At 63.2% G+C, this 20,726-nt stretch carries 18 protein-coding genes; 9 read left to right on the top strand and 9 right to left on the bottom strand.

Annotated elements, in window-relative coordinates:
* The first annotated feature begins 25 nt into the window (after positions 1–25).
* Complete coding sequence (ybaK, locus tag XH91_RS27900) at positions 26–499, top strand: Cys-tRNA(Pro) deacylase (protein ID WP_128953567.1); 474 nt, start codon at positions 26–28, stop codon at positions 497–499.
* Positions 500–508: 9 nt separating this feature from the next.
* Here the strand turns inward: ybaK and XH91_RS27895 are convergent, their stop codons facing one another.
* The gene (locus XH91_RS27895) at positions 509–1,192 is read right to left on the bottom strand and encodes a GntR family transcriptional regulator (RefSeq protein WP_128953566.1); all 684 of its coding nucleotides are present in this window, start codon (positions 1,190–1,192) and stop codon (positions 509–511) included.
* A 157-nt stretch (positions 1,193–1,349) separates the two neighbouring features.
* Here XH91_RS27895 and tcuA point away from each other — a divergent pair, with 157 nt between their 5' ends.
* The 3 genes from tcuA to XH91_RS27880 all read left to right on the top strand — a co-directional run bounded on the left by tcuA (position 1,350) and on the right by XH91_RS27880 (position 5,850).
* On the top strand, positions 1,350–2,741 hold the full coding sequence (gene tcuA, locus XH91_RS27890) for an FAD-dependent tricarballylate dehydrogenase TcuA (protein ID WP_128953565.1): 1,392 nt from the start codon (positions 1,350–1,352) through the stop codon (positions 2,739–2,741).
* A complete protein-coding gene (tcuB, locus tag XH91_RS27885) occupies positions 2,728–3,828 on the top strand; it encodes a tricarballylate utilization 4Fe-4S protein TcuB (RefSeq protein WP_128953564.1) in 1,101 nt (366 codons plus the stop codon). Before tcuA ends, tcuB begins: the two co-directional genes overlap by 14 nt.
* A gap of 201 nt (positions 3,829–4,029) precedes the next feature.
* A complete protein-coding gene (locus XH91_RS27880) occupies positions 4,030–5,850 on the top strand; it encodes a lipase family protein (protein WP_128953563.1) in 1,821 nt (606 codons plus the stop codon).
* 343 nt (positions 5,851–6,193) lie between these two features.
* On the opposite strand, the gene XH91_RS27875 is transcribed toward XH91_RS27880, so the two are convergent.
* Both XH91_RS27875 and XH91_RS27870 read right to left on the bottom strand, forming a co-directional pair.
* A complete protein-coding gene (locus XH91_RS27875) occupies positions 6,194–6,949 on the bottom strand; it encodes an alpha/beta hydrolase (RefSeq protein WP_128953562.1) in 756 nt (251 codons plus the stop codon).
* A 5-nt stretch (positions 6,950–6,954) separates the two neighbouring features.
* Complete coding sequence (locus XH91_RS27870; protein ID WP_128953561.1) at positions 6,955–10,359, bottom strand: acyl-[ACP]--phospholipid O-acyltransferase; 3,405 nt, start codon at positions 10,357–10,359, stop codon at positions 6,955–6,957.
* Between the two features lie 657 nt (positions 10,360–11,016).
* Between XH91_RS27870 and XH91_RS39030 the strand changes: the two genes are divergently transcribed.
* Complete coding sequence (locus XH91_RS39030) at positions 11,017–11,637, top strand: TetR/AcrR family transcriptional regulator (RefSeq protein WP_206733129.1); 621 nt, start codon at positions 11,017–11,019, stop codon at positions 11,635–11,637.
* A gap of 7 nt (positions 11,638–11,644) precedes the next feature.
* Here the strand turns inward: XH91_RS39030 and XH91_RS27860 are convergent, their stop codons facing one another.
* From XH91_RS27860 to XH91_RS27850, 3 genes are all read right to left on the bottom strand, one after another.
* Complete coding sequence (locus tag XH91_RS27860; protein WP_128953560.1) at positions 11,645–12,952, bottom strand: GGDEF domain-containing protein; 1,308 nt, start codon at positions 12,950–12,952, stop codon at positions 11,645–11,647.
* Between the two features lie 234 nt (positions 12,953–13,186).
* Positions 13,187–14,491 (bottom strand): nicotinate phosphoribosyltransferase, encoded by a 1,305-nt coding sequence (gene pncB, locus XH91_RS27855; protein ID WP_128953559.1) that lies wholly within the window; start codon positions 14,489–14,491, stop codon positions 13,187–13,189.
* An 80-nt stretch (positions 14,492–14,571) separates the two neighbouring features.
* Positions 14,572–15,501: a LysR family transcriptional regulator gene (locus XH91_RS27850; protein WP_164934087.1), complete on the bottom strand. Its 930-nt coding sequence runs from the start codon at positions 15,499–15,501 to the stop codon at positions 14,572–14,574.
* A 96-nt stretch (positions 15,502–15,597) separates the two neighbouring features.
* Here XH91_RS27850 and pcaH point away from each other — a divergent pair, with 96 nt between their 5' ends.
* Together pcaH and pcaG are read left to right on the top strand one after the other, a co-directional pair.
* Positions 15,598–16,380 (top strand): protocatechuate 3,4-dioxygenase subunit beta, encoded by a 783-nt coding sequence (gene pcaH, locus XH91_RS27845; protein ID WP_128953557.1) that lies wholly within the window; start codon positions 15,598–15,600, stop codon positions 16,378–16,380.
* Between the two features lie 4 nt (positions 16,381–16,384).
* Entirely contained in the window at positions 16,385–17,011 is a 627-nt protein-coding gene (gene pcaG / locus XH91_RS27840; RefSeq protein WP_128953556.1) for a protocatechuate 3,4-dioxygenase subunit alpha, read from the top strand.
* Positions 17,012–17,079: 68 nt separating this feature from the next.
* On the opposite strand, the gene XH91_RS27835 is transcribed toward pcaG, so the two are convergent.
* Both XH91_RS27835 and XH91_RS27830 read right to left on the bottom strand, forming a co-directional pair.
* A complete protein-coding gene (locus tag XH91_RS27835; protein WP_128953555.1) occupies positions 17,080–17,469 on the bottom strand; it encodes a nuclear transport factor 2 family protein in 390 nt (129 codons plus the stop codon).
* Between the two features lie 38 nt (positions 17,470–17,507).
* Positions 17,508–18,221: a DJ-1/PfpI family protein gene (locus XH91_RS27830; protein WP_128953554.1), complete on the bottom strand. Its 714-nt coding sequence runs from the start codon at positions 18,219–18,221 to the stop codon at positions 17,508–17,510.
* Between the two features lie 126 nt (positions 18,222–18,347).
* Between XH91_RS27830 and XH91_RS27825 the strand changes: the two genes are divergently transcribed.
* Together XH91_RS27825 and XH91_RS27820 are read left to right on the top strand one after the other, a co-directional pair.
* Entirely contained in the window at positions 18,348–19,298 is a 951-nt protein-coding gene (locus tag XH91_RS27825) for a GlxA family transcriptional regulator (protein WP_430648561.1), read from the top strand.
* A 94-nt stretch (positions 19,299–19,392) separates the two neighbouring features.
* Positions 19,393–19,770: an SPW repeat protein gene (locus XH91_RS27820; protein ID WP_128953552.1), complete on the top strand. Its 378-nt coding sequence runs from the start codon at positions 19,393–19,395 to the stop codon at positions 19,768–19,770.
* A gap of 8 nt (positions 19,771–19,778) precedes the next feature.
* Here XH91_RS27820 and XH91_RS27815 read toward each other — a convergent pair whose 3' ends face one another.
* The gene (locus XH91_RS27815; RefSeq protein ID WP_128953551.1) at positions 19,779–20,684 is read right to left on the bottom strand and encodes a helix-turn-helix domain-containing protein; all 906 of its coding nucleotides are present in this window, start codon (positions 20,682–20,684) and stop codon (positions 19,779–19,781) included.
* Positions 20,685–20,726 lie beyond the last annotated feature (42 nt).

Raw genomic sequence — 20,726 nt, 5'->3', positions numbered from 1 at the left:
GCCCCACAATGCTACATGTCATCCCATGTCCAAAGTCACCCCGGCCACCCGCGCGCTCTCTGCCGCCGGTGTCGCCTTCACCGTCCATTCCTACGACTACGATCCCGACGCCGAGAGCATCGGCCTGCAGGCGGCCGCCGCGCTCGGTGAAGACCCGGCGCGCGTGCTGAAGACGCTGATGGCGCTGGTGGACGGCAAGCCGGTCTGCGTCATCGTCCCGTCCGACCAGGAAGTCTCGATGAAGAAGCTCGCCGCCGCCGTGGGCGGTAAATCGGCGCAGATGATGAAGCCGCCGGAGGCCGAGCGCGTCACGGGCTTCAAGGTCGGCGGCATCAGCCCATTCGGCCAGCGCAAGCAGGTCGCCACCGTGCTCGAGCAGAGCGCGCTCTCCCATGAGCTGGTTTATCTCAATGGCGGTCAGCGCGGCCTGCAGGTGCGGATGAAGCCGACGGATGTGCGAGATGTCGTGAAAGCCGTCGTGGCCGACGTGCTGGCGTGACTATTCTGCCTACTGCTTCTGCAGCAGCTTGAGGCGGCAGCGCAGCGCTTCGCGGATGTGCGCGCGCGCGAGCTGCTCGGCCTTGTCGCCGTTGCGCGCGGCGATGGCGTCGATGATGGCCAGGTGCTCGCCATGGCTGGTCGAGGGACGCCCCGTCACGGTGAAGGTGGTCGGACCGAGCAGGGCGATCCAGTCCTGCAATTCGCGCGAGGCGTTGTCGAGATAGCGGTTCCGTGCCGCGCGGCAGATCGCTTCGTGGAAGGCGCGGTTGAGCCTTGCCATCTCGGCGGCGTCCGTCTCGGAGGCTTCGGCAAACGCCTGCTCGATATCCCTGAGCGCATCCACCTCGGGGGCAGAGGCGTGCTCGGCGGCGAGGCGCGCGGCGGCGCCTTCCATGATCTCGCGCATGGCGTAGAGCTCGAGCACCTCCGAGATGTCGAGATTACGCACGATCAGTCCGCGCCCGCCTGATGGCGCGACGAAGCCGCGCGCTGCGAGCCGGCCCAGTGCTTCACGCACAGGCGTCCGGCTGACCTTCAGCCGCTGGGCGACTTCTTCCTCGCGCAGCCGGTCACCGGCGCGGTAGCTGCCGGCCTGGAGCGCCTCGCACAGCGAACGGAACACGGCCTCGCCCAGCGCGACACCACCGCCGCGTGCGATCGATCCGCCTGCCTTTCCTGGGCGCCTCGCCATAAATCCTCGGGTTTGCAAGATGCATCCTGCCCATGCAGAGATGCCGCTTGCATCGCGTCTGTATATCTTTGTATACAAAAGTACGCAATGGGGATCGGCTTGACCGCGGCAACCTGCGGGCAGAATGTCTCCAACTTCGTCGCAGCGGATGGACCGAATGGGCAGCAAATACGACGTGCTGGTGATCGGCGGCGGCAACGCGGCACTGTGCGCGGCGATCTCGGCGCGCCGCGGCGGCGCCTCGGTGCTGGTGCTGGAAGGCGCGCCAAAGTTCTATCGTGGCGGCAACACCCGCCACACCCGCAACATGCGCTGCGCCCATGATGCGGCGACCGAGATCCTGACCGGCCCCTACACCGAGGACGAGTTCTGGGAGGACTTGCTGCGCGTCACCAGCGGGCAGACCGACGAAGTGCTCGCCCGCCACATGATCCGGGAGTCCAAGGACATCCTGAACTGGATCGTGGAGCAGGGCGTACGCTGGCAGCCCTCGCTCGGCGGCACGCTGAGCCTCGGCCGCACCAACTCCTTCTTCCTCGGCGGCGGCCGCGCCATGCTGAACGCGCTGTATCTGACCGCAGAGAGGCTCGGCGTCGACGTCGTATACGATGCCGAGGTCACTGACCTCGTGATCGAGGACGGCATGTTCCTCGCCGCCCGGCTCAAGCGGCCGATCAACGGCGAGACCGAGATTCGTGCGACCTCGCTGGTCGCGGCCGCCGGCGGGTTCGAGGCCAACATCGAATGGCTGAAGCAATATTGGGGCGAGGCCGCCGACAATTTCCTGATCCGCGGCACGCCGTATAATCGCGGCTCGATCCTGAAGATGCTGCTCGACAAGGGCGTGCAGGAGGTCGGCGATCCCACCCAGTGCCATGCGGTCGCGATCGATGCCCGTGCGCCGAAATTCGACGGCGGCATCATCACGCGCCATGACTCGGTCGTGTTCGGCATCGTGGTCAACAAGCACGCCCAGCGTTTCTATGACGAGGGCGAGGACATCTGGCCGAAGCGCTACGCGATCTGGGGCCGGCTGGTCGCGGCGCAGCCCGACCAGATCGCCTACATCATCTTTGACTCGACCGTCGTCAACTCATTTATGCCGACGCTGTTTCCGCCGATCGCTGGGCAGACAATTGCCGAGCTCGCCGGCAAGCTGGCGCTTGATCCGGCCGCGCTAGAAAAGACCATTACCGAGTTCAACGCCGCGGTACGGCCAGGCACGTTCGATCATACAATCCTGGACGACTGTGTGACCGAAGGCATCACGCCGCCCAAGACCCACTGGGCGCGCAAGATCGAGACGCCGCCTTATCTTGCCTACCCGGTGCGACCCGGCATCACCTTCACCTATCTGGGCACGCGCGTGACCAAGGAGGCGCGGATGCTGATGGCCGACGGAAAGCCGTCCGCCAACATGTTCGCGGCCGGCGAGATCATGGCGGGCAACGTGCTCGGCAAGGGGTACGCCGCCGGCATGGGCATGACCATCGGCAGCGTGTTCGGGCGGATCGCAGGACGGGAAGCGGCGAAACATGCACGGAACTAGAATCCTCGACGAAGCCGACCGTCTGATGACGGTCTGCAATTCCTGCAGATATTGCGAGGGCCTGTGCGCGGTATTTCCGGCCATGGAGATGCGCCGCGCCTTCTCGGATGGCGACCTCAACTATCTCGCCAACCTCTGCCATTCCTGCGGCGCCTGCTATGTCGACTGCCAGTTCTCGCCGCCGCACGAGTTCAACGTCAACCTTCCCAAGACACTCGCGGTTGCGCGTGCGGAATCCTATGCGGCCTATGCCTGGCCGCAGGTGCTGTCCGGCGCGTTCGCCCGCAATGGTCTCGTCATCAGCATCGTTGCCGCGCTCAGCATGGCGGCTTTTATCCTCGGCTTCGCGGCGCTCAGCGACCGCGGCGTGCTGTTCGGCGTGCACACCGGCCCCGGCGCGTTCTACAAGCTGATGCCGCATCAGGCGATGGCCGCGCTGTTCAGCGCCGCGTTTCTCTACGCGATTCTCGCGCTCATCATGAGCGTGCGCGCGTTCTGGCGCGACATCGGAACGCCGATCGGCGGTCGGGCTGATGGGGTCTCGATTTTCCAGGCGATCCGCGATGCCGGCGAGTTGCGCTATCTCCATGGCGGTGGCGTCGGCTGCTACGACGAGGACGACAAGCCGACAGACCGGCGAAAGCTTTTCCATCACCTGACGTTCTATGGCTTCCTTCTCTGCTTCGCCGCAACCTCGGTGGCCACGCTCTATCACTATCTGCTCGGCCGTGAGGCGCCGTATCCGTGGTGGGATCTGCCGGTCGTGCTCGGCACGCTCGGCGGCATCGGCCTCATCGTCGGCCCGATCGGCCTGTTCTTGGCCAAGATGCGGCGCGATCCGGCCCTGCTCGACGAGAGCAGCTACGGCATGGATGTCGGCTTCATCGCCATGCTGCTCCTCACCGGGCTCACCGGCATGCTGCTTCTCATCCTCCGTGAGACTGCGGCCATGGGACCGCTGCTGGCGCTGCACCTCGGCGCGGTGTTCGCGCTGTTCATCACCATGCCCTACGGCAAGTTCGTGCACGGCATCTATCGCTTCGCGGCACTGGTGCGCTATGCGCAGGAGCGGCGGACGGCGGCTTAGCCGTTACGGCAGGCTAAGCCGCGTACCCATAAACCCGCATATGTCCGGCTTCGGACGCAAAGCGGAAATCTTGCGCTCGTTCTGAGCTTTGCCGGTTGCGACCTGTAGCCGAAGTAGCGCTTGAGGGTTGCGCTAGATCAACGACGCCCACGCCTTCCCGTCCTTACCATCCAAAAAAAATTTGCGCGCTGCAGGATGCGTATGCCGAAGCTGTCAAAGGAAACGGTGATCATCGTGCACGGTACTTGGGCAGCACCTGCCGAGGATCATAAAAATCAATGGTATCAACCGGGCACTGGTTTCGCCGCCAAACTCGATGCCGCTCTGCAAAGGCGCGGATCGCTAGCTCGGTGTTGGGCACACTGCCAGAATGGGGAGCAGATATTCCATTGGTCTGGCGAGAATAGTTGGATCGCGCGTTCCGAGGCGGCATCCGCTTTGACGAATTATGTCGCCAGAATTCGGGCGGACGGCTGGCGGTGTCACATAGTTGCACACAGTCACGGCGGAAATATCGTAGCCGACGCGCTTCCACAAATCTTTAGCGCGGAAGAGCCAGGCCAGCCGTGGAGCAAAGTGGTGACCCTGGGTACACCCTTCATAGATACGACGTCGCCCATAGCTGAAAAACTCGAATGGCGCCAAAGAAACATGAATGCGATATTCGTCATCCTGTTCGCCTTACTCGTGTATCAACTGTACGACTTAGCGAATGCATATGCTGTAGTTTATGAGACCTTTGGAAAGTACTATTCAATCATCATTGTCGCTTGGGCACTGGTCGTTTATGCAATTTTCTTTTATAGGGCTTGGCGCTTGCAGTGGCGAAGATGGCAGCGATCAAAAATAAAATATTGGGTGTTGGAGAGCTCGTTTTGGATTATTGCCGGTTGTATTTTCTTTCTACTTTATGATGCTGCGATATGGTTGTTCGAGATTATTTTGTGGTCTCCGAAAGACGTGCCATATTTCCTTAAGCAGCTCCTGCTGGGCCACCTAATCTACATCGGCAATAGGGCAATGGGAAATATGGCCCTGCTTGTCGTCCTTGTTCCTGTATTGCTGATTGCAGACCGCGTCCGCCGAAAACTTGGCCGCAAAGGTCTTTCGGGAGTGTGGCCGATGCTAGACGATTCTACTCAAGAACGGCCGGCATTGTTTGCGATCAGTAGTCGAGTGGATGAAGCGTGGCAGATTTTATTTCATCTCCGAAATTCCAGTAGTCCGCTCACGATCCGCCGTCCCCTCGCGCATATAGCTTCGTCCGTCGGAGCCAATCTTTGGCAAAGTGGCACGGTGGCTCGCATTTTTGGGGCCAGATCATATAGCGATCTTGGACCCGCGGCTAAATTCGCCGCTGCGTCAGCGCAGCTGCTTGCGGTCTTTATCTTGATTTATCTTGTCGGAGATTATTATTGGCGGGGGGATGGTCAACTCCCAAAAAGCTCATTTAACCTTCTCAACTATAACATCATGCTTCCATTCATAGGTTTTCTAATACTGAGCTTTGCGATGACCTTAAGTGAAAGTGTCGTGTCTGTTTCTTTCTCGCCGCTACGGTGGTTGTTCCGGTTCGCAGGAGCCTTGGGAGCCGTTCCAAGAGAGATAGGAATGCTTTTGGTCCGCGCTAAGGGTTGGCCGATGCTAATGAAGATTGCGATGGGACTCGACGGCTATCTGTTTTCGATCCCCCCTGTCGAGCAATTTCCTCGCAATATTGCCGAGAAGCTCGTCAAATACGAAAGTATGCCAAAAGGCGCCGAGGAACGCGCATTGGAGAGACGTAGCGCTTGGGTAGCGCGCCATCTAGGAAGTGTATCGGAGACATTCTCGAAGCTTGCCGTGACTGCGGCCGATCTAACCGCGCTGCTGCGCACCGTCGAAGAGGATCAATCGCTTGTTCACGCTGCCTACTATACCGATGAAGAGTGCATCTCCCAAATCGCGGACTGGATCGCTGGCGCCGACATGCCCAACTCGAAGCCAATCGGTGACCATACATTCCTGCCCAGCTATCAGTGACGAATGGCCCAATTTGAGAGATCGCGGTGATGTTGGGGTGTCGTCGCCGTATCTTCGTCGTTGCTTTAACACTCAACTCTGGGCCGCCTCAGTTGATTGCCGCGAGCCTATGCCGGCAACTACGTTGAGTTTAGTGCAACGCAGCTCGATAATTCTCTCGTTTGGAGCAATTCGGATGAATTGCAGGTCGCCGGCGTTTGGGCTCTGGTGAAAGTGAAACTGAATAGTGTCACAACACCTCGACTTCCTCGTGGACCCGAATGGTGATTCAGCCTTCCGCGGCCACTGCGGGATGGCGGCCTTGTGTGCGAAACCATGGCGCCGCTTCTGGCCTATCTCAGACCTACGGCAATGTCCGCTTTCTCGTCGCTGTCAGGACCATAGCGGACATGACATCGAAGGCGCGTGATCCGAGCCACTTCGATTCATGAGTAAACGGCCAAAAGTGGCCTTCGCGCAGGAAAGTAATGGTCTGCGCGATCGCAATGCCGTCACGCGGCAGTCCGGTATGGGAAGCGTTCACGACGATATGGTCGGCCATGCCGGCCAGCATCGCGCTTTGCACGGACACCCGTCCGTCATTCGGCTTCGGTAGAACGAATATGCCGGCGACGGGATCGATGAAGCGGTTGCCCGCGATGACGCCGACGGAATAGTCCACGGTGGGCAGGGAGTCTGGCCGTGGCGCTGTGGTGAGCTCGAGGCCGGCCGGGCCGTAGAATGCGCGGTAGAGCCGTGATCCGCTCAGCAGATCGGCCACCTCGCTCCCGCCATTCGGTGTGCCAAGCATCACGACGCCGCCAAGCCGGTCCGGCCTATGTTTCGCGAGATAGGCACGCGCGACGAGACCGCCCATCGAATGCGCGACGAAATGAAGCGGCGCGTCACGCTCGGCGAAGCGGGCGATCGCCGGGTGGATATCGTCCGCGAGCGCTCCAATCTGCTTTGTACGGCTGGCGTAGTCGATATTGAGCGTCGCGAACCCGGCTGCCCGGATCGCCTGCTCGAGCTTCCTCAGCGACGAGGAGCCGCGCGCGATGCCATGGAGCAGAACCACTCCCGGACACCGCGCATCGCTGCTTTCAGGCGCCTTGCGCATTGTCCTTACGCCACCTCGCGCTCCGGCGCGGACGCCTGCTCGCGGGCCATGGCTGTCGCCGTGACATAGTCGGTCTTGCCGGTGCCGAGCAGCGGCACCTTGTCGACCACCATGATCGTCGCGGGCACGGTCAGCTCGGAGGCGCCGATCGCCTTGGCCTGGGCCTGCATGGCGCTGCGCTCGGCATTCTTTTCCGTCGTCAGCAGCACAATGCGCTCGCCCTTGCGCTGGTCGGGGATCGACACGGCCACCGAGCCGGCCTGCGGCCACAGCGTCGTCGCGATGCTCTCGACCGCCGACAGCGAGACCATTTCGCCGGCGATTTTGGCAAAGCGCTTGGCGCGTCCCTTGATGGTGATGAAGCCGGCGGCGTCGATCGCGACGATGTCGCCGGTGTCGTGCCAGCCCTCGGGCAGCACTTCGAGCACACCGGGGTTTTCGGCCCTGAGGTAACCGAGCATCACGTTCGGACCGCGCACCGACAGGCGTCCGCCTTCCTCGATGCCGGGCACCGGGTCGAGGCGGCTTTCCATCAGCGGCGAGAGGCGGCCGACGGTGCCGGGGCGATTGGCCATCGGCGTGTTCATCGCCAGCACCGGCGCGGTCTCGGTGACGCCATAGCCTTCGAGGATGCGGATGCCGTAGCGCTCCATGAACACCTGCCGCGTGCGGTCCTTCACTGCCTCGGCGCCGGCAATCACCAGGCGCAGGGTGCGGAAGTCGTAGGCGTGCGCCGAGCGCGCATAGCCTGACAGGAACGTATCGGTGCCGAACAGGATGGTGGCGCCGGTCTGGTAGATCAGCTCGGGCACGATGCGATAGTGCAGCGGCGAGGGATACATATAGATCGGAATGCCCGCGAGAACAGGCATCATCATCCCGCCCGTCAGCCCGAACGAGTGGAACACCGGCAGCACGTTGAACACCTTGTCATCGGCGTTGGCATCGACCCGCGCCAGCGCCTGCGCCGCGTTGGCGAGGATGTTGCGGTGGGACAGCACCACGCCCTTGGGCGTGCCTTCCGAGCCCGAGGTGAACAGCACCACGGCGGGATCGTTGGCCTGGCGGGTGACGCGCGGCGCGGTGCCGGCGAGCAGACCCTTGATCTTGTCGACCGTTCCGATCGAGGCCCTGATGTCCTCGAGATAGACGATTCGCGCCTCTGCAGAGATCGCGGCCATCAGCTTGTCGAGCTTGCCTTTCTCGATAAACGCCTTTGACGTCAACACTGTCCTGACCTGCGCGGCCTTCATGGCGGCTGTCACGTTGACCGGGCCGGCCGAGAAGTTGAGCATGGCCGGAACGCGGCCGATGCCTTGCAGCGCCATGAAGACGACGGCAACGCCCGCGGAGTTCGGCAGCAGCACGCCGACATTCTCGCCGGCCATTGTGCCGGGCTCGAGCTTGCGGCTCACGACCTGCGCGCCGAGGATCAGCTTGCGATAAGTCAGCTTGGTGCCGAGCGCGTCCTCGATGATGACCTTGCCGGTGTCGCGATCGCGATAGGCGTGACCGAGCGCTTCGAACAGCGTGTGATCGAGCATGGCGTTCTTGACCATCGCGTCGATCATGACGTCCTGGAGCGCTGCGCCCGCGGCGTTGCGGCGCGCCTTGCCTTTCAGCTCCGAGGCGACCGGCAGCTTGACCGGCGGCAGGATCGTCACCGTCACCCGCGGGAACCACGAGCGCTTGATCTGGCTGGAGTTGAGGTAGCTGAGGTGCGAGCGCTGTGCACCCTCGATGCGAACGGGTACGACCACGGCGTCGGCCTTGTCCGCGATCATCGCGGTGCCGTCATAGACCTTCATCAGCGATCCGGAGACGGTGATGCGTCCCTCCGGAAAGATCACGACCGGTTCGCCGGCGGCGACGAGCTTGATCAGGTCGCGCGCGGCGAGCGGCTTGGTCGGATCCATGGTGTAGTGCTTGACCACCCGCAGGAACGGCTTGGCCCACCAGGCCTTGGAGATGCCGGTGTCGACCGCGAAGCTCGCGTCAATGGGCAGGACGGCGTGCAGCAGCGGGCCGTCGATCAGGCTGACATGGTTGGGCGCGATCAGCATGCGCGTGCCCGGAGGCGGCAGGTTCTCGAGCCCGCGCACCTCGGTGCGGAACAGCGCCCGGAACAAGAGCGCGCCGAAATCGCGCACGCCTTCCTTGCCCCATTTGGTCAGCACGAACCACACCGCGCCGAAGCTGGCAACGCCGAGGCCGAGGAAGATCCAGCCGACATGTAGGCCGCCGGCCTGCAGCAGCGCGACGAACAGCGAGCCCACCACCATGAAAGCGGCCTGCAACACATTGCCGGCCGCGATGATGCGGGCACGCTCGGACGCCACCGACCAGGCCTGCACCGCGGCGAAGGACGGCACCACGAACAGGCCGCCGCCGAATGCGAAGGCGACGAAGTCGATCAGCATGCGCAGGCCTGCGAACGAGGTCGCGAAATCGACCGCGGCGATGTCGTTGCCCTTCACCGTGACGCCGATGGCCCAGGCGAGGTCGATGCCGGCAAATCCCATCATGATGGCGCCGATCGGCACCAGCGCGAGGTTCGGACGAACGTGGCTCAGGCTCGCTGCAAACAGCGAACCGATGGCAATGCCGATCGCGAAGATCGCAAGGCACAGCGTCACCACGCCTTCGCTGCCGCCGACGACGTCCTTCACCAGCGCCGGCAAGAGCGACAGCACGATGGCGCCGACCAGCCAGAACCAGGAGACGATCACGGTGCCGTCCCACAGCCGGTGGTCGGCATATAGCGTCCTGAGCAGGCCGAGCGTCGAGCTCCAGGGATTGGCATCGACGGGCAGTTCGGGCGCGGACGGCGTCGTCTGTGGAATGCGGGAGGCAAAGGCCCAGGACAGCAGCGCCAGCACGACCACGGCCGATGCGACCCAGCCCATATGGGCAGAGCCTGCGACGAATTGGCCGCCGGCAACGGTGCCGAGCAGGATCGCCATGAAGGTCGCGCCTTCGACCAGCGCGTTGCCGGTGGCGAGCTCGCCGAGCCCGAGCTGGTCCGGCAGCATGGAGTATTTCACGGGGCCGAACAGCGCGGCGATGATGCCGAACAGTGCCAGCGCAGTGAACAGCAGCGGCACCGAGTGCATGAAGAAGCCGGCGGCGGCAAAGGCGGCGGCGAAGATCTCGGCAAACTTCAATCGCCGTGCCACGACCGATTTGACGTATTTGTCGGCGAGCTGGCCGCCGAGCCCGGACAGGATGAAGTAGGGGAAGATGAAGACGGCACCTGCCAACGTCACCAGGGCATCACCGTGGCCTGTTGCGGCGCTGTAAAGCAGGATGATGACGAGCGCGTTCTTGAGCACGTTGTCATTGAGTGCCGAGAAAAATTGCGCCCAGAACAGCGGCGCAAAGCGGCGTGACGACATCAATTCCCTGATCATGACGAGTCCTGTTTTGGAAAGCCAGCCTGAGGTTGTTACGTTGCGGGTCGAACGTCACGACCGGAAGGTGTGGGGAGCGATTGCAGGCGACGATGCTTGGCCCACCTGTCATGTCCCCTCGGTCCCTCCGATCCTGTTGGTCTCCAGCTTGTCTCGTTAGGTTCGCAAATATCCGGTCGCGGCCGCAGCTTCGGGCGCAAATGCCGCGATTATGCGGATATCGCCGGGGCCGATAAGAAAAAGCTGAACGGCATCCCTGACTTTCGCGACGTCGGCGGGCGATGTGAGGACATAGTAAGTGCTTTGTTGCGACCGGCGTTCGCATTCGAGTGGACCGGAATTCGCATCGGCTTGTCCTCAGGTGAGGTGAGCGAGATGGCGAAAGGGGTTGAGGCGGCCAAGCAGGCTGACATGGCGGGGACGGCTCGCCCGCCACATCCGGAATGTCGCGCGGCGCTCGGCGAGCACGCCGGCGATGTCGCAGGCATTTGCAATCCGGTCGATCGGCGCCATTGCGAGCCGCACGACAGCGCGACTGAGCCCGCTGACGAGGGCCGCGGCGTCTTCGATGAAGGTGGAGGCAATTTCAACAGCAAGCGTTTGCATTTTGCAGGTCTCCGGGTTAATTTGAACATTGTTCACGTGAGTAGCCCGAAAATGAACAATGTTCAAGAAGAATCGCTGCGAGATCGCAAAAAAAATCGAAGGCGGTTCCAGATTCTGGAGATCGCCCGCGGCATTATTGCCTCTAAGGGATTGAGATCGTTAAAGGTTCGGGACGTCGCGGATGCCGCCGGCTGCTCCGTCGGCAGCGTCTATAACGAGTTCGGCGACTTCGACGGGGTCATCCTGACCGTCAACAGGGAAACGGTTCAGGCGCTCACAGCGCAGCTTCGGGCGGTTCCGGCCGAGGATCCGGTTCGCCAGCTCTATGGCTTGGCCGAGACCTATCTCGATTTCTTCGCCGAGAACGCCAATCTGCTGCGCTCGCTGTTCGAGCATCGGATGGAGGACGATCGCCCGTATCCCGATGACATCCTTCAGATGGTGATGGACGCCTTCGCGCTGATGCATCCGCCCCTGGTGCGGGTGCTGCCAGATGCGGATGACGTGAAGATCGCGCTCTTGTCGCGCACGCTGTTTTCCGCGGTCCACGGCATCATCTCGCTCGGCCTCGAAGAGCGTATGGTCGCCGTGCCGCCGCAGATGCTGCGCCAGCAGGTCACGCAGTTCCTCGACGCGCATCTTCTGGGTCTCGGAGTCCTGTCGGCGCGGTAGGCGATCGTCACGCGCGGGCGGCTTCACGTGGCCGCGCGGCGACCAGGACGACGTCCGCTTTCCCGTTGTCAAGCTGAACCCGGTTGCGCCCCTTCTCCTTGGCGCGGTAGCAGGCGGCATCGGCCCGACGCATCGCCTCCTCGAGCGTAATGTCGCGATCGGTGATGCAGGTGACGCCAATGCTGCCGGTCACCGCAAAGCAGCGATCCTCCCAGGCGAAGCTGAACAGCTCGAGCGACCGCCGCAGTCGCTCGGCCATATCGACCGCGTCGTAGGGCGCGCATTGCGGCAGGATCAGAGCGAATTCATCGCCGCCGAGCCGGGCGACCAGATCGCGCGGCCGCCGATCCTGCTGCAATAGCTGCGCGATCTGACACAGCAGTCGATCGCCGGCCAGATGACCGCAGCTGTCGTTGACGTTCTTGAACTGATCGAGGTCGAGCAGGATCAGACCGAGCGAACCGGCCGCGTTATTGTCGAGCTCGCCCTGCAGGCAAGCCTCGAAGGCGCGGCGGTTGGTGAGGCCCGTGAGCCAGTCGTGCGACGCCTGAAAGGCCAGCCGCTCCTTCTCCGCGTGCAAGGCATCCTCGAAGGCCTGCCGCTGCAACACCAGTCGCCGCGTGTGCCAGATCATCAGCAGGATCAGGGCTGCGGCGGTGACGATATTGACGCAGGTCAGCGTCACCTTGATGGTGCGAGAGCCTTCGCCGAGCGCGGTCGAGAACCGCTCGGCATGTCCGGTAAACTGCTCGTTCAGTTCCGAAAGCCGCGACGACAGGAATTGCAGGCGACCGGCGTTGCGGATGGGGCCGTCCTTCAGGTCGCTCCGGATCACTTCACCGAAGATGCCAAGCTCCAGCAGCATCGGATCGGTGGCGGCCCATTCCCGGATCGCCTCCTGAAAGAAGTTGATGCCGCTGAAATAGCGGAACAACCGAATCATGCCCGGCACGTCGTCGGGATGGTTGCCGCCTTGCAGAAGCCCGATACGGGCGGTCTCGACATCGACCGGATCGCGTTCGAGGGCCCATCTCGCATACTCGTCGCCGATCGGGACGGCGAGCGAAGCCTGATATTGCGCGAACCGGCTGGCTTCACCCGAATGCAGATACAGATTGAGGACATAGACGGCGTTCTTCTGCGAGCGCGACCACATCGCCTCGCCGGCGACATAGGCGCGAACCGACGACATCACTTCCAGGCTGAACCCGGCAATTGTCGCCTGGAGCACGACGACCATGACAAATGGCGAGACGAGCTTGATCACGTGAAGGAAGCTGCGTTCCTTCGCCGACGTTGCTGTTCTGCGAAACACTGCGTTCCCCAAATCGCTCAACGGCCCCAGCGGAGCGTTGCGCTGATAACGCGAATTGCGCGGGAACGCTGCTTAACTCGATCTGAAAGAGGCGAGCGACCGTCTCGCAGGGTGAAAGCGCCATGAAACGGATGTGCGCAGATCGTAGCAAATGCCACTCAGCCGGAACTTGCGCGCCAACGCCGCGCATTCGGCCTTCGCGATTAACTCGATCGAGAGAATTTCAGCTTGGCGCTAGACCAGTACCGGCTGGCGCACGCGTCCGGCATCGCCGAACACGCGCAAATAGCGCTCGATCTCCGAGGGCATCCCGGTCGCCTTCTCCGGATTGTCGGAGAGCTTGACGGCCGGATGTCCGTCGACCGACGACACCTTGCACACCAGCGAGATCGGATCGAGGTTGAACGAGCCGTCCGGCGCACAGCCGACAAAATCGTTGGTGAGGTTGGTACCCCAGCCGAACGAGAGCCGCACGCGACCGGCGAAGTGGTGATAGGTCTCCTCGATCGAGCCGACGTCCATGGCGTCGGAGAAGACGAGCAGCTTGTCCTTGGGATTGCGGCCCTTCTTCTGCCACCACGCGACGATCTCTTCGCCGGCCTGGATCGGCGGCGCACTGTCGGGGCGGAAGCCGGTCCAGTCGGCAACCCATTCCGGCGCATCGCGCAGGAAAGCCTTGGTGCCGAAAGCGTCCGGAAGTGCGATCAGAAGATTGCCGCCATAGGTCTGGCGCCACTGGTCGAGGATGCGATAGGGCGCCCAGCGCAGTTCCTCGTCGTCCTTGGCGAGCGCGGCCGCGACCATCGGCAGCTCGTGCGCATTGGTGCCGATCGCTTCGAGGTCGTTGTCCATTGCCAGCAGCACGTTGGACGTTCCGATGAACGAAGGGCCCAGCCCTTCCTTCACCGCCTCCACGCACCAGCGTTGCCAGAGAAAACCGTGGCGGCGGCGGGTGCCGAAGTCGGACAGCCGCAAATTCTCCAGCTTGCGCAGCCGCTCCACCTTGGTCCACAGCTTGGCCTTGGCGCGGGCGTAGAGCACGTCCAGCTCGAAGCGGCCGCGGCCCTTGAAGGCCGCGCGCGAGCGTAGCTCGTTGAGGATGGCGAGCGCCGGAATCTCCCACATCGAGGTGTGGGTCCAGGGCCCGTGGAAATGCAGCTCGTACTGGCCCTCGACCTTGCGCAGCTCGTATTCGGGAAGGCGGAATTCGGCGAGCCAGCGGATGAAGTCCGCCGAGAACATGTGGGTCTTGCCGTAGAAGGTGTTACCGGCGAGCCAGATCAGCTCCTTCTTGGTGAAGCGGATGGTGCGGGCATGATCGAGCTGGGCGCGCAGCTCGCCTTCGTCGATGATCTCGGCGAGCCGCACATGGCGCGAACGGTTGATGACCGAAAAGGTCACTCTTTGATCGGGGTAATCCTCCCGAATCATTTGTAACATCAATAGCTTATAGAAATCCGTATCCAACAGGCTGCGGATGATGGGATCCAGCCGCCAGCTGTGATTATAGGTTCGGCTCGCAATGTCGGTCACTGTCATGGAGCAATTCTAGCGTGCCCGTCACGAAGCAACCAGTGGGTTCCGCGAGGGGCTGGCTTCCACGGATTTGCAGCAGGGGCTCAGTCGCCGGCTGCCGTCGCCGCGACGGTCTCGAGCTGGCTTCGAACCCAGCGATGGGCCGGGTCCTTCTGGTAGCGCTGGTGCCAGACCATGAACATCGGCAGTTCGGCCAGCATGCGCGTGCGGGAGGCGAGCGGAATCCGCGTCTGCGCGAAGCCACGCATCACGCCCGAGGCGAGCAGGCTCGGCATGCTCGCCAGCATCTGCGAGCCGCGCAGGAACGACGGCACGCCGGTGAAGCTCGGCACCGAGATGGCGATGTCGCGGTGGAAGCCGTTCGCTGCGAGCCGGCGGTCGAAATCGAGCCGCTCATTGTCCGTGTAGACGACGGTGATGTGACGCGCTGCGAGATAGAAGCCGCGGCTGGCCGGAGCCGCGCGCATCGTGGCATCGTAGTAGCAGACGTAATGATCCCGCAGCAGGCGCTTTTGCACGATGTCGATGCCAACAGGCGGCAGCGGCGTGATCATGAGGTCGCAGCGATTCTCGCGTAGCATCGCGGGCGAGGGCGATTGCGACGGGATCACGCGCAGGTTCAGGCTTTTTACCCGCGCGGCGACATGACCGAAGAAGCGCGGCAACAGCAGGTCGCGCTGGAAATCGTTGGCGGCAATCGTCAACGACAGTTGCGCGCTCGCGGGCTCGAACGTGACGCCCCCGGCGAAGCTGCGCATCTCGTCGATCAGTGCGCGAGCCTTCGTGGCCAGCGCCTGGGCATGGGCGGTTGCGACAATGCCCCGGCCGGATTTCGCGAACAGCGGATCGCCCACGATCCGCCGCAGCTTGTTCAGGCCGTGGCTGACGGCCGATTGCGTCAGGTCGAGACGCGTCGCGGCTGCCGTCACAGAGCCCTCCTCGAGCACGGCCAGGAACAGTTCGAGGTCGTGGCCGTCGAGGGCCAAATGATCGATTTTCTTCATGTAATGCATTATAATTGATCTATTTATTTGTGGAATAGGCGGGCCCATGATTTGCCGATAAGCCGCGCGCCGGAATCCGGCGCATCCAAGGGAGAGACAACGCCGATGAATGTCCAGGCGCCAGCCTTAAGGGATCCCCGCCTCAACAGCCCCGAGCCGTTCACGCCGCGTGACGGCGGCTTTTTCCAGCGCGACCGCACCATCCATCCGCCCGCCTATGCGCCCGGCTACAAATCCTCGGTGCTGCGTTCGCCGCGCCAGTCGCTGTTGTCGATCGAGACCTCGGTCTCGGAGATCACGGGGCCGGTGTTCGGCCACAATGATCTCGGGCCGCTCGACAACGATCTGATCCGCAACTACGCCAAGGACGGCGATCCCGTCGGCGAGCGTATCATCGTCCATGGCCGCGTGCTCGACGAGACCGGCCGCGGCGTGCCGAACACGCTGGTCGAATTCTGGCAGGCCAATGCCGGCGGCCGCTACCGGCACAAGAAGGACACCTATCTGGCGCCGATCGATCCGAACTTCGGCGGCTGCGGCCGCGCGCTGACCGACGACACCGGCTACTATTATTTCCGCACCGTGAAGCCCGGCCCCTATCCTTGGCGCAACTTCGTCAACAGCTGGCGCCCCGCCCACATCCACTTCTCGGTGTTCGGCTCCGGCTTTGCGCAGCGCCTGATCACGCAGATGTATTTCGAGGGTGATCCGCTGATCCCGATCTGCCCGATCCTGACGACGATTCCCGACAAGGACGCGCTCGACCGTCTGGTCGCGCCGCTCGACCTCAATGCCTCGACGCCATTCGACTCGCTCGCCTACCGCTTCGACATCGTGCTGCGCGGTCAGCGCTCCACCTATTTCGAAAATCGTCCCGAAGGGAACTGAGCACATGCCGCAGCCGCTCAACTATCTCAAGGAAACCGCCTCGCAGACCGCCGGGCCCTACGTCCATATCGGCCTGATCCCGGCCATGGCGGGCTTCGACATCTTCGAGAAGAACTTTTCCAACGTTCTGGTGACGCCGGATACGCAAGGCGAGCGCATCACGCTGGAGGGCAAGGTGCTCGACGGCACCGGCTCTCCGCTGCGCGACGTGCTGCTCGAGATCTGGCAGGCCAACGCGGCCGGCCGCTACAATCATCCGGCCGATCGCTCCGCCGGCGTGCTGGATCGGGATTTCCGCGGCTGGGGCCGCGGCGGCTCGGATTTCGAGAGCGGATTGGTGACGTTCGAGACCATCAAGCCGGGCGCGATCACCGACAAGGCAGGGCGCAAATGCGCGCCGCACGTCAACGTCTGGATCGTCGCGCGCGGCATCAATATCGGTCTCAACACGCGGCTCTATTTCTCCGACGAAGAGGCCGCCAACGCCACCGATCCCGTTCTGAACCTGATCGAGCAGCCGGTGCGCCGCGCGACACTGATCGCCAAGCGCGGCGAGCGCGCAGGAAAGGTCGTGTATTCCTTTACGATCAATCTGCAGGGGCCGGACGAGACGGTGTTCTTCGACGTCTGATCGACCTCATCTATGCGGTGAAGCGGCCCCATCCGAAGATGGGGCCGCTTCTGTTGCTATCCGTGAAGCTAGAAGCCGGTCGGCCCCACAGCGCCGATCCAGTGCCTGACCTTGGTGCGGTCCTTTTCGTCCATATAGAAGAAATGGACCATTGTTGGCCTGACCGGCGCGATACTGGGGTCGTCGAAGCGCATCGCGACCTTGCCGTGGAATATTTTCAGCTCCGGGCTATCCCAGAACTCGACGACGTCGTGGAGCGCCGTGAAGCCGCGGTCGATGAACTGGCGCAGATTGTTGCGGATCGCTTCGCGACCGTGCCAGTCGGCGACGCCGAGATTGCAGATGGCGTCTTCGGCGAAGCAGTCGAAACCCTTGCCGAAGGTCTTGTCGTCGATCTCCTTCCACATCGCGAGCAGCCATTCCGGCGGCGCAGTCTTGGTAAAGGTTTTCGTGCTCATGCTATTCTCCTTCGGTCGGTCGATATGAGTGTTGCGAATTAGAGATTGGGCGCGCTGATCCCGAGCCGCGCCGCAACGCGCCGGGCCGTCGCTTCGCGCTGTGCGGTAATGCCGGCGACTGCTCGTTTCGCCTGGGCGAGGATTGGGCGCGGGGCGCGTTCCGGCGTGCCACTGTCGAATGGCGGTTCCGGCGCGTACTGCATGTAGAGCTGGATCGCACGTGCGGCGTCGCCGCCGCGGAGCTCGGCTGCGAGCCACAGGGCACCGTCAATTCCCGCGGTGACTCCGGCAGCGAAGATCCAGTTGCCGTCGACGACGACCCGTTCATTGACGGGAGTAGCGCCGAACAGCGGCAACAGGTGAAACGAGGCCCAATGCGTCGTCGCCCGGCGTTCGCGCAACAGGCCAGCCGCGCCGAGCAGCAGGGCACCGGTGCAGACGGAGAAAATGTGGCCGGCGCCCGCGACCTGCTTCTGCAGCCAAGCCAGGATTTCCTCGTCGTCCATCGCGGCTTCTTGGCCAAAGCCGCCGGGATCGTGAAGCACATCGAGCTGCGGAGAATCGGCAAGCGTCGCATCGGGTGCGAGGCGCAGGCCTTTGACGTCGCGCACGGGAACCATCGTCTTGGCGTAGATGCGATGAGTCGCGTTCGGAATGCGCGACAGCACCTCGAAGGGGCCGGTGAGGTCGATCTGGTCGAGGCCGTCGAACAGCAGGGATCCGATTTGCAGATGGGTGTCGTGCGGGATCATGGGTTTGCTCTCAACTCGGTGCTGGACAGGCGCAATCTAGCGAGGCACGCTATGGCGCAAATGCCAAAGACCCCTCGGTTCTCGCCAAATTCCGTTTCGCGCCCGGCGCGGAGTTCCGCGCGGGCGATCGAAGTGCTGGCCTATCCGTCGGTGCAGTTGCTCGATGTCACGGGGCCGCTCCAGGTGTTCGCGACCGCCAACGAGCAGATCGTGGAGGCCGGCGGAACGCCGCCTTATGTGCTTCGCGTCGTGGCAAAGGATCGGACGAGAGTCGTGGCCTCGTCGGGGCTGGAGATCGCGACAGAACCGCTTCCGCGCAGTGCGAGCACGCTGGACACGCTGGTGGTTGCGGGCGGCCCGGGCGTTGACCTCGCGGCGTCGGATCCGGCGTTGCTCGATTGGTTGCGGCATCGCACGAAGAAGGCGCGGCGGGTTGCGTCGGTTTGCACCGGCGCATTCCTGCTCGGCGCGTCCGGTGTGCTCGATGGACGACGGGCGGTGACGCATTGGTCGTACTGCGCCGATCTCGCGCGGCGCTTTCCCGCGATACGCGTCGAGTCCGATCCGATCTTCGTCCGCGACGGCACGATCTGGACGTCAGCCGGCGTCACGGCGGGCATCGACCTGGCGCTGGCCCTGGTCGAGGAGGACCTTGGCCGCACCACTGCACTCGCGGTCGCACGTTACCTCGTCGTCTTCCTCAAACGGCCGGGCGGGCAGGCGCAATTCAGCGAGGCGCTGTCGCTGCAATCCGCCGAAGATGAGTTCGGCGCGCTGCACGACTGGATCGGCAAGCATCTTGCCAGCGATCTGTCGCTGCCCAGATTGGCGCGCGAGGCCGGCATGAGCGAACGCAGCTTCAGCCGCCATTACGCCAAGGCCACCGGATTGACGCCACAGCGCGCCATCGAGCGGCTGCGCGTGGAGGCTGCGCGGCGTATGCTGTCGGAGACGCGCCTGCCGGTGAAGCGAATATCGCAGAGCTGCGGCTTCGGGTCCGAAGAGACCATGCGCCGGAGCTTTTTGCGCGTGCTTGCGACTATACCGCAGGACTATCGCCGCCGCTTCGGCTCCTGAGTGCGACAAAAGTCTAGGCCACGGGTTGCTGCTGGCCAGGAACAAAATCGCCTCACGGTCTTTGCTTCGACAGGCTCCTCGCGGAGGCTGAGTCATGAGCAAGTTGCAAGAGCGCGAAACGGCGCCCGACGTCTACAACCTGTTTCTCGCGGCCGTTCTGTTCATCTCGCCGTGGCTGTTCAAGCTGACCAACAGCCAGGGCAAGATCGACCTCTGGGTCACCAGTGCGATCATCGTCGTGCTCTCGCTGGCGGCCATCATCGCTTACCGGGACTGGGAGGAATGGATCAACGTCCTGATGGGCGTCTGGCTCATCGCATCGCCCTGGGTGATCGGATTTCCGCACACGCGCGCGATGCATCTGAGCATCGGCTTCGGGATCGCCATCCTGCTCCTGGCGCTGCTGGATCTCTTCCTGCACTACGAGAAGAGGCACCCTGAAGACGATGCGGCAGAACGAGCGCACCGATAGCGCGCGGATCAACCCTCGTCGCCGTGGAGCTGCGCGCGAAAGGCGCGCGGCGACAGGCCGGTGGCTGCGGCATAGATCCGGCTGAAATAGGCGGGGTCCTCGAAGCCGAGCGCGTAGGCGATCGCCGAGACCGGCAGATTGGTATAGACGAGGTTGCGGCGGGCCTCGCGGATCAGGCGATTCAGGATCAGGTGCGAGGCGGTGTCGCCGGTCGCCGCGCGGGTGACGCGGTTGAGATGGGTCGGTGTGATCGCCAGCGATGTCGCGTAGTCCGCCACTGTCCAGCGCTCCAGATGATGCTGTTCGAGCAAGGCTTCGAAGCGGCGGAACAGATCTGTCTCGGCATTGCTACTGCCGCCGCTTTCGCCCGCAAGCGCACGGGCAACGAGGCCGACCATGGCCGCCGACAACGCGCGCAGCACATGTGCGCGGCCGAAATCGCGCGCGGCGTGCTCGGCAAAGATCTGCTTCATGGTCGCTCGGATCTGCGGTGTGCCGCGAACGACCGCGGATCGAGACAGCACGCCGCGCAGGCCCTCGGCGGCGAGCAGCGCCTCGTCCATGATCTCCGCCGCGATGGTCAGCACCCAGCCCTGTGTCCCCGGAATGAAGCGGAATCCATGGACATGGCCGACCGGCACGTTGACGATCTGCATCGGCTTCAAGGGAACCACGCGGCCTTCGAGCGTCGCTTCGCCGCCGCCGCGCTCGATCAGCAGCACCTGGTGCAGCCGCGCATGCCGGTGCACGGCCAGCGTCCAGTCATGCAGCACCGAGCGGGACGCAATCGTCTCGCAATGGACGACGTCAGGCAGGTCGCCGGCTTCGCCGAACAGATTGTAGACCCGGATCGCCGGGGCGGGGGCTGTGGTCTTCATGTTCGAATAGTACAAGACAATGGCGAAACCCTCCATCGGTCGTGCTTGCGAAATCTGCAAAAAAGTACCGACGGGAGG

Origin of the sequence: Bradyrhizobium guangzhouense, from assembly GCF_004114955.1 — a bacterium.
Lineage (GTDB): Bacteria > Pseudomonadota > Alphaproteobacteria > Rhizobiales > Xanthobacteraceae > Bradyrhizobium > Bradyrhizobium guangzhouense.
Note: the sequence above shows the minus strand (reverse complement) of the source record. Positions and strands in the feature narration are given on the sequence as shown.